The sequence below is a fragment of the Arthrobacter sp. Y3225116 genome (genome assembly GCF_059091245.1).
Map to the genome: position 1 here is coordinate 20,372 of NZ_JBNHGL010000020.1, position 8,719 is coordinate 29,090.

The window sequence follows — 8,719 nt, forward strand, 5'->3', positions numbered from 1 at the left end:
CCGGGGCGGACTCAGAGCAGGCTGACGGCCATGGCTTCCATGGCGAGGACGGGGGCAACGTTGGTGCCCAGGCGCTGCCTGGCCTGGGCAATGGCGTCCATTCTGCCCAACGTCTGTTCGGGGGTGGATCGTTCCGCGTAGGCGGTCAGATCCTGGCGCAGGTATTCGTTGACCAGTTCGGTGCCGGTACCCAGCTGGAGGCTGAGCACGTCGCGGAAGAACGTGCTCAGGTCGATCATCACGCGGTCCAGCGAGTCGCTGACACTGCGCTTGGCGCGGCGTTTCTGGTCTTCCTCCAGCCGCTTGAGCTGGCTGCGGATGGCCGGCGGCATGGCGCCCTTCTCGGGTGCCCCGAGCGCGACCAGCAGCGCCTCGCGCTCGGCCTCGTTGCGCTGTTCGGAGGCGGCCGCGGCGTCGGCATTGGAGATCTCCACGAGTTCGCCGGCGGCGGAGACGGCGTCGGCGACGCCGCGCAGCCGCAGCGGCAGCCGCACAATGGTGTCGCGGCGGTGGCGGGCGTCGGCGTCGGTGGCCAGGCGGCGGGCCACGCCGATGTGGCTCTGCGAGACCCGGGCGGCGAAGCCGGCGAGCTCGGGATCCGCGCCGTCCCGGCGGACCAGGAGGGCGGCGACGTCGTCGGGCGGCGGAATGCGCAGGCTGACCGGCCGGCAGCGCGAGCGGATGGTCACCAGGACGTCCGCCGGGCTGGGCGTGCACAGGATCCAGATGGTCCGCGGCGGCGGTTCCTCGATGGCCTTGAGCAGCACGTTGGTGGTGCGCTCGGTCATCCGGTCCGCGTCCTCGATGATGATCACGCGCCAGCGCCCCGACGACGGTTTGTCCTGCGCCTTGCCGACCAGTTCGCGCATCTCCTGGATGGAGAACGTCACGTTTTCGGTGGCCACCAGGGTGGCATCGGCGTTGGAACCGGCCAGCACCGTGCGGCAGGCATGGCAGGCCCCGCAGCCGCGTTCGGCCGGATCCGCGTGGTCGCACAACAGCGCCGCGGCGAAGGACTTGGCGGCGTTGCTGCGGCCGGAACCGGGCGGGCCGGTGAAGAGCCAGGCGTGCGCGGGGCGTTCGGCGGCGGCCGCCCGGCTGAGCTGTTCAATCACCGCGGCCTGGCCGGGCAGGTCGGACCAGACGCTCATGCCAGCAGCTCCCGCACGCGGGCCATGATGGCCCCGGTCAGGTCGTCGCGGTCGGCGGCGGCGTCCAGGACCAGGTATTTCTCCGGGGCCCCGCCGGCTAGTTCCACAAAGGCGTCCCGGATCCGCGAGTGGAAGTCGTCGGCCTCGGACTCCAGCCGGTCCTCGGCAGCATCCCGGGCCGTGCGTCGCTCGCGGCCCTGCTGCGGGGCGACGTCCAGCAGCACGGTCAGGTCGGGCAGCAACCCGTCGGTGGCCCACAGGTTGAGCTCCCGCACCGCCGCCAGGCCGAGCCCGCGGCCGGCACCCTGGTAGGCCACGGAGGAGTCGATGAACCGGTCGCAGACCACCACCTCGCCGCGCTCGAGTGCCGGACGAATGACCTGTTCCACGTGGGCGGCCCGGGAGGCGGAGAAGATCAGGGCCTCGGTGCGGGCATCGATCTCGCCGTGGCCGTGTTCGAGCACCAGTGCGCGCAGCTTTTCCCCCACAGGGGTGCCGCCGGGTTCCCGGGTGCGGAGCACGGTCCGGCCCATCTGCTGCAAACGCTGTTCGACGGCGGCGGCCTGGGTTGATTTCCCGGCCCCGTCCCCGCCTTCGAATGCGATAAAGAGGCCGCGGGCGATGGCGGGCTGGCGGTCGGAACTCACCTGATTAGCCTAGCGGGAATCGCCGGGGCACGCGGGACGGCCACAGTTAGCGTGTGGATGGCGGCGGTACTAATGTGCTGTCATGACCGACGCCTTCTCCCACGGCCGCCAGGATGCCGGGCAACTCGCCCCGGACACCGTTGTGGTTTCCTCCGGACGGCCGCCCCGCGACCACGACGCACCGGTCAATCCGCCGCTGGTGTTGTCCTCCACGTTCTTCGGCCGGGGCGAAGTGGTGCAGGGGGACCGCGCCTACGGCCGCTACTCCAACCCGACCTGGGATCCGTTCGAACAAACCCTGGCCGAGTTGGAAGGCGCGTCCCTGCCCGGCCTGGTCTTCGCGTCCGGGCTCGCGGCCGTTTCGGCTGCGCTGTCGCTGCTGCCTCCCGGCGGCGTGCTGGTGATGCCGCGGCACAGCTACCAGGGCAGCCTGGCCATTGCCGAGCAGCTGGCCGGACGCGGCGAACTGCAGTTGCGCACCGTGGACATCGCGGACACCGCCGCCGTCACGGCGCAGTTGGCCGGCGCCGACATGCTCTGGCTGGAAAGCCCGACCAACCCGATGCTCGAGATCGCCGAAGTGGAGGTGCTCACCCGTGCCGCCCACGCGGCCGGCGCCCTGGTGGTCGCGGACAACACCTTCTCCACGCCCTTGGGCCAGCGTCCGCTGGCGGCGGGGGTCGACGTCGTCGTGCATTCGGTGACGAAGTACCTGGCCGGCCACTCCGACGTGGTGCTCGGCGCCCTGGTCACGTCCGACGAGGACCTGCGCTCGAAGCTGCTGTCGCACCGGTCGCTGCGCGGCGCCATCGCCGGACCGTTCGAGACCTGGCTGGCACTGCGCGGCGTGCGGACCATGGCGCTGCGGGTGGAACGCTCCCAGGCCACTGCCGGCGAGCTGGCCCGGAAACTGCAGCACCACCGGGCCGTGGATGCCGTGCGCTACCCGGGCCTGCCCGAAGATCCCGGGCACGCCCGCGCCGCCGCGCAGATGGACGGCTTCGGCTCCATCATCGCGATTCAGGTCAAGGGCGGGGCGTCGGCCGCGGACAAGGTCATTGACGCGCTCAGGCTGTGGCTGCCGGCGACCTCGCTGGGCGGCGTCGAATCGCTGATCGAGCGGCGCCGCCGCCATGTCAACGAACCCGACAGCGTTCCGGAAAACCTGCTGCGGCTGTCGGTGGGAATCGAGAACCCCGCGGACCTCTGGGCCGACCTGGACCAGGCACTCGCCGCGGCGGACGTGTGAGGCTGCCGAAACGCACCCCCACCGGTTAGGCTTAACCCGTGCTACTCGCCTACGACATCCAATTCTGGCTCTACACGGTCCTGGGGCTGGTCGCCCTGGTCATCGAGATATGGGCGCTGGCGGATTGCGTGGGCCGCAAGGCCGACTACTTCCAGGCCGCGTTCAAGAAGACCAAGGGCTTCTGGGTCGGCGTGCTGGCAGCCTCCACGGCGGTCGGGGCCCTGGCCGCGTTGGGCGCCGGCGGCCTGGGCACCTGGATGATCTTCCAGCTGGCCGCCGTTGCCGCTGCCGGCGTGTACCTGGCGGACGTGAAGCCCGCCCTGATCGAGGTCAAGGGCGGCGGGTCCGCCTACCCCTGGTAGGTCCTGCCTCACTCATTCGGTGGGCGTAATGTCCTGCCGCTGCCGCCGGTGCCGCGCGCTGCTCCGCTAGGATGGCAGCCATGACTTCCACTTCGAAACACACGCTGGTCCTGTTGCGCCACGGGCAGAGCGACTGGAACGAAAAGAACCTGTTCACCGGCTGGGTCGACGTCCCGCTGACCGACCTGGGACGCAAGGAAGCGCACCGCGGCGGCGAGCTGCTGGTCGAGCACGATCTGCTTCCCGACGTCCTGTACACCTCCCGGCTGAAGCGGGCCATTGTCACGGCTAACCTCGCGCTGGAGGCCGCCGACCGCAGCTGGATTGACGTCAAGCGCAGCTGGCGGCTGAACGAGCGCCACTACGGTGCCCTGCAGGGCAAGGACAAGGCGCAGATCCGCAACGAGTTCGGCGAGGAACAGTTCATGGTCTGGCGCCGGTCCTACGACACGCCGCCGCCCGCCCTGGACGACGCCAGCGAATGGTCGCAGGCCAACGACCCCCGCTACGCGGACCTGGGGGACGCCGTGCCGCGGACCGAATGCCTCAAGGACGTCCTGGAGCGCTTCCTGCCGTACTGGGAATCGGACATTTCCGTGGACCTCAAGGCGGGCAAGACGGTGCTGGTGGCCGCGCACGGCAACTCGCTGCGCGCACTGGTCAAGCACCTGGACGGCATCAGCGACGAAGACATCGCCGGGCTGAACATCCCCACCGGCATCCCGCTGGTGTACGAGCTGGACGAGAACCTGAAGCCCGTCACCGCCGGCGGCACCTACCTGGATGCAGCGGCCGCGGCGGAAGCCATCCAGGCCGTGGCGAACCAGGGCAAGAAGTAGCCCACGCCAAGAAACAGCCACACGCTTAAGCAGGAAGGCCGGCTCCCCGCGGGGAGCCGGCCTTCCTGCTTAAGTTCCTGCATTACACGGACTGGCCGTTGGGGCGCCACTCGCCGGTGACCAGGTAGGTCACCTTGCGGGACACGGAGACGCCGTGGTCGGCGAAACGCTCGAAGTAACGGCTCGCCAGCGAGACGTCCACGGTGGTCGGCCCGGAGGAGTTCCAGGCCGGGTCGGCAATCGCCTTGAAGACGCCGGCATGCAGCTCATTGATGCGGGAGTTGTACGTGTCGATCTGGGCGGCGAGGTCCAGGTCGCGGGTCTCGAGCAGCTCGGTCAGCTTCTCGGAGATCGCAATGTCCTTCTCGGCGAACTCCCGGAACGTGTCGCGCAGCGAGGCGGGGATCACGAGGTCGGGATAACGCAGCCGGACCAGTTGCGCGATGTGCCGGGCGAGGTCGCCCATCCGCTCCAGCGAGGCGCTCATCCGCAGGGCGCCGACAATCATCCGCAGGTCCGAGGCGACCGGACCCTGCAGCGCCAGGATGTCGATGGAACGCTCGTCCAGGTCCGTCTGGAGGAAATCGATCCGGGCGTCGGCGGCAATGACTTCCTGGGCCAGATCGATGTCGGCGGTGTCGAGCGCCGTGGTTGCCTTCTGCATTGCCTCGGTGACCAACCGGGAAATCTCGACCAGCTGCTCTCCGACTTGATGGAGCTCGGCCTGGAAAACCTTGCGCACTGGCGTCCTTTCGCTTGTGTACGTGGAGCATAGGGGTCCTAGCATCCCACTGGCTTCATACCCTCTCAGCCCGTGGTGAACTATTACGCCACCTCAAGTGAACGTTAGTTGAACGGAGAGGCGATTGCTACCGGAACGGCCTTGGGCCATGCCCGGCTGCGCCTAAGCTAGAGGCGTGGATCCACTGATATTCGGCTTGCTGGCAGGGCTCGTGGGCCTCGTGCTGGGCAGCTTCGGTGTGCTCGCCTTCGGCCTGAGCGACCGCCAACGGCGGCGCCTACAGGAAGTGAACGAACCGACGCTGCCGGACGGTGCCGCCGAGGTGCTGTCCGTCGTCGGCCGCGCCTACGTTGTGGTGGACGCGATCGACGGCGTGGTCCGGGCCAGCCCCGCCGCCTATGCCTTCGGTTTGGTCCGCGGGCACACCGTGGTGCATTCCGAATTGCTCGACCTGACCGCCCGAGTGCGGCGCGACGGCGTGATCGAGGAGCGGCAGCTGGAGCTGCCGCGCGGACCGCTCGGTCAGGGCACCATTGTGGTCCAGGTGCGCGTGGCGCCCATCGGCGAGGAGTACATCCTGGTGCTGGCCGATGACCGGACGGAGATAACCCGCACCGAAGCGATGCGCAACGACTTCGTGGCCAACGTGTCCCACGAATTGAAGACCCCGGTCGGAGCCATCTCGCTGCTGGCCGAGGCCATCGACGACGCCGCCGACGACGAGGAAGCGGTGCGCCGCTTCGCCGGCCGAATGCACAAGGAATCGCGCCGGCTGGGCGCCCTGGTGCAGGACATCATCGAGTTGAGCCGGCTGCAGGGCGCGGACGTGGTGCAGGACGGTACCGAGGTAAACCTGAATGCCGTGGTGGCCGAGGCCGTGGACCGCAACAAGCTGATGGCCGAAAGCCGGCACATCGAACTGTCGGTGGGCGGGAAGATCGACGGGCCGGTCTTCGGCGATGCCGAACTGTTGACCACCGCGTTCCGGAACCTGATCGACAACGCGATCCGCTACGCGCCCGAACGGAGCAAAGTGGGTGTGGGGCTGCGCGTACGCGAAGGGCTGGCCACCGTCTCGGTGACCGACCAGGGCCCGGGCATCACCCCCGAACAGCAAGACCGCATCTTCGAACGGTTCTACCGGATCGACGATGCCCGCTCGCGGCAAACCGGGGGAACCGGCCTGGGCCTGAGCATTGTCAAACACGTCATCTCCCAGCACGGCGGGGAAGTATCGGTGTGGTCGCAGCCCGGACAGGGCTCCACCTTCACCGTGCGGCTGCCGGAAATGGAGCAGGAAGACGGCGGCACCACAGAATCCGTGGAGCCGCGCACGCAGGGCGCCGGTGTGGCCCATGAACAAGGAGTCGGTGCTTGACCCGCATTCTGGTCGTCGAAGATGAAGAATCGCTGAGCGATCCGTTGAGCTATCTGTTGGGCAAAGAGGGCTTCGAAGTCGAGGTGGTGGATAACGGGTTGGACGCCATCGTTGCGTTCGACCGCTCCGGAGCGGACCTGGTCCTGCTGGACCTGATGCTGCCGGGACAGTCCGGAACCGAGGTGTGCCGGCAGCTGCGGCAACGCTCCGCCGTTCCGGTCATCATGCTCACCGCCAAGGACTCGGAAATCGACAAGGTGGTGGGACTCGAACTCGGTGCCGACGACTACGTCACCAAGCCCTACTCCTCGCGCGAGCTGGTGGCCAGGGTCCGCGCGGTACTGCGCCGCCAGGCCGAACCGGAAGAACTGGTGCCCAATGCGGTCTCCGCCGGACCGGTGCGGATGGACGTGGAACGGCACGTGGTCAGCGTGGACGGCGAGCCGGTGTCGCTGCCGCTGAAGGAGTTCGAACTGCTGGAGATGCTGCTGCGCAACTCCGGCCGGGTGCTGACGCGCGGGCAGCTGATCGACCGCGTCTGGGGCTCCGACTACGTGGGCGACACCAAAACCCTGGACGTGCACGTCAAGCGGCTGCGCAGCAAGATCGAACCCGATCCTTCCGCGCCCCGCTACCTGGTCACCGTGCGCGGGCTGGGCTACAAGTTCGAACCGTAAAGCCCGAGACACTAGCGTAAAAGAAAGGCCGGGCCGCTTCCCGAAAGGGAGCGGCCCGGCCTTTTGTGCAGTGACGGTCGAGTCAGGCGCCGGCCTCTTCGGTGGCCTCGCCGGTCGGCTCTTCCGTGGCGCCGTCGGTCGGGGCGGCGGTCTCGGTCGGCGCCGCGGTCTCGGTGGGCTTGGGCGACGGGACGAAGCTGCTGTACTCCGGCAGCGTGCCGTCGAGCACCGGCACCAGCACGTCGGCGGACTCGTTGTTCACGCGGACGGTGATGTCCACCAGGGCGCCGGGAGCGGCACCCGGGCTGCCGACGATGGTCTCGTTCTCATCCTCTTCGAAGATGACCTTCCCGTCTGCCGGGATGGTGACGGTGGCGGTGCTGCCCGGGCCGGTCAGGGCCAACTGCACGGGAGAATCGGAGGTGTTGAAGGCCGTGCCGAGGACACGGGCGGGGGCGTCGGCAGACTCCGCGACGACCAACAGGTTGCGCAGTCCGACCGAGCCGACGTTGGCCACGATGCCGTCGCTGGCGGAGTAGGACTTGGTGGTGGCCTGTTCGTTGATTGCGCCGCATCCGGTCGATGCGAGCAGGGTGAGCGCGGCGGCGCCTGCTACAAGGGTGCGCTGCACACGGTTCTTCGGCGCAATCTTCACGGCAGAAACTCCTCAGTCAAAAATCAGGTGCGGTGCTGCAGATCTAGGCAGCTTGCCTCGCCTAGCCTATCGGCAAACCGGTGAAAAGTAGGATTCGACGCCGGTAGGTACCCGCGGGCGAAGCACCAAATCCGAGATCCGTCAAGGGGGTAAAGCGCGGCATTCTAGCGCTCCGACGGGCCTACTGGCCTGCAAACTCGCGGAAGTGGCCAAACCATCCGTGATAAACTGGTGGTCGGGAAAGGGGATACTACAGATGGTATTTGAGGTCGGCGAGACAGTTGTTTACCCTCACCACGGTGCCGCAAAGATCGAAGAGATCAAAATGCGCACCATCAAGGGTGAAGAGAAGATGTATCTCAAGCTCCGGGTTGCCCAGGGCGATCTGACGATTGAAGTACCGGCGGAGAACGTGGATTTGGTCGGCGTCCGCGATGTGGTGGGCAAGGAAGGCCTCGAGCATGTGTTCGATGTGCTCCGTGCCGAGTTCACCGAGGAACCGACCAACTGGTCCCGCCGCTACAAGGCGAACCTGGAAAAGCTGGCCTCCGGCGACGTCATCAAGGTGGCGGAAGTTGTCCGCGACCTGTGGCGCCGGGACCACGACCGCGGCCTTTCCGCGGGCGAGAAGCGGATGTTGGCCAAGGCGCGCCAGATCCTGGTTTCCGAACTCGCCCTGGCTGAGAAGACCGACGAAGACAAGGCAGCAGAAGTCCTCGACGAGGTTCTCGCCTCCTGATCGCGCTCCAAGCGGCCGGCATCCAGCACTGGAAGCCGGCCGCTTTTTCGTGGCCGAACCGCCCCGCCGCGGGCCATTAGGCTAAAGGGGTGAGCACAGCAAGCGCGTCCCTGGGCGTGATCATCGTGGCGGCCGGCTCGGGCACCCGCCTCGGCTATGGCCTGCCGAAGGCCCAGGTCCCGCTGGCCGGCGAACCGATCCTCTCCCACGCCCTGCGGGGCGTGCTGGCGGCCGGCATCGCGTCACGGATCTGCGTGGCCGTCCCGGCCGGCGACACCGC

General features: G+C 68.0%; 11 protein-coding genes. 7 read left to right on the plus strand and 4 right to left on the minus strand.

Going from position 1 to position 8,719, the window contains the following annotated elements; genetic code table 11:
• Positions 1-11: 11 nt before the first annotated feature.
• The gene (locus AC5RV2_RS04065) at positions 12-1,151 is read right to left on the minus strand and encodes a DNA polymerase III subunit delta' (RefSeq protein ID WP_494091290.1); all 1,140 of its coding nucleotides are present in this window, start codon (positions 1,149-1,151) and stop codon (positions 12-14) included.
• On the minus strand, positions 1,148-1,798 hold the full coding sequence (gene tmk, locus AC5RV2_RS04070; protein WP_494091291.1) for a dTMP kinase: 651 nt from the start codon (positions 1,796-1,798) through the stop codon (positions 1,148-1,150). Before tmk ends, AC5RV2_RS04065 begins: the two co-directional genes overlap by 4 nt.
• An 82-nt stretch (positions 1,799-1,880) precedes the next feature.
• Here tmk and AC5RV2_RS04075 point away from each other — a divergent pair, with 82 nt between their 5' ends.
• The 3 genes from AC5RV2_RS04075 to AC5RV2_RS04085 all read left to right on the plus strand — a co-directional run bounded on the left by AC5RV2_RS04075 (position 1,881) and on the right by AC5RV2_RS04085 (position 4,248).
• Entirely contained in the window at positions 1,881-3,047 is a 1,167-nt protein-coding gene (locus tag AC5RV2_RS04075; protein ID WP_494091292.1) for a trans-sulfuration enzyme family protein, read from the plus strand.
• A gap of 38 nt (positions 3,048-3,085) precedes the next feature.
• On the plus strand, positions 3,086-3,409 hold the full coding sequence (locus AC5RV2_RS04080) for a DUF2516 family protein (RefSeq protein ID WP_494091293.1): 324 nt from the start codon (positions 3,086-3,088) through the stop codon (positions 3,407-3,409).
• 80 nt (positions 3,410-3,489) lie between these two features.
• Entirely contained in the window at positions 3,490-4,248 is a 759-nt protein-coding gene (locus AC5RV2_RS04085; RefSeq protein ID WP_494091294.1) for a phosphoglyceromutase, read from the plus strand.
• Positions 4,249-4,330: 82 nt separating this feature from the next.
• Here the strand turns inward: AC5RV2_RS04085 and phoU are convergent, their stop codons facing one another.
• Complete coding sequence (gene phoU, locus AC5RV2_RS04090) at positions 4,331-4,990, minus strand: phosphate signaling complex protein PhoU (RefSeq protein WP_494002321.1); 660 nt, start codon at positions 4,988-4,990, stop codon at positions 4,331-4,333.
• 175 nt (positions 4,991-5,165) lie between these two features.
• Here phoU and AC5RV2_RS04095 point away from each other — a divergent pair, with 175 nt between their 5' ends.
• Together AC5RV2_RS04095 and AC5RV2_RS04100 are read left to right on the plus strand one after the other, a co-directional pair.
• On the plus strand, positions 5,166-6,368 hold the full coding sequence (locus AC5RV2_RS04095) for a sensor histidine kinase (RefSeq protein WP_494091295.1): 1,203 nt from the start codon (positions 5,166-5,168) through the stop codon (positions 6,366-6,368).
• Positions 6,365-7,045, plus strand: a complete 681-nt coding sequence (locus tag AC5RV2_RS04100) for a winged helix-turn-helix domain-containing protein (protein ID WP_494002323.1) — start codon at positions 6,365-6,367, stop codon at positions 7,043-7,045. Before AC5RV2_RS04095 ends, AC5RV2_RS04100 begins: the two co-directional genes overlap by 4 nt.
• An 82-nt stretch (positions 7,046-7,127) precedes the next feature.
• On the opposite strand, the gene AC5RV2_RS04105 is transcribed toward AC5RV2_RS04100, so the two are convergent.
• On the minus strand, positions 7,128-7,700 hold the full coding sequence (locus AC5RV2_RS04105; protein ID WP_494068582.1) for a hypothetical protein: 573 nt from the start codon (positions 7,698-7,700) through the stop codon (positions 7,128-7,130).
• A gap of 256 nt (positions 7,701-7,956) precedes the next feature.
• Here AC5RV2_RS04105 and AC5RV2_RS04110 point away from each other — a divergent pair, with 256 nt between their 5' ends.
• Both AC5RV2_RS04110 and AC5RV2_RS04115 read left to right on the plus strand, forming a co-directional pair.
• Positions 7,957-8,439, plus strand: a complete 483-nt coding sequence (locus tag AC5RV2_RS04110) for a CarD family transcriptional regulator (RefSeq protein WP_127513280.1) — start codon at positions 7,957-7,959, stop codon at positions 8,437-8,439.
• 89 nt (positions 8,440-8,528) lie between these two features.
• On the plus strand, positions 8,529-8,719 hold a 191-nt coding region (locus tag AC5RV2_RS04115; protein ID WP_494091296.1), incomplete at its 3' end, for a 2-C-methyl-D-erythritol 4-phosphate cytidylyltransferase.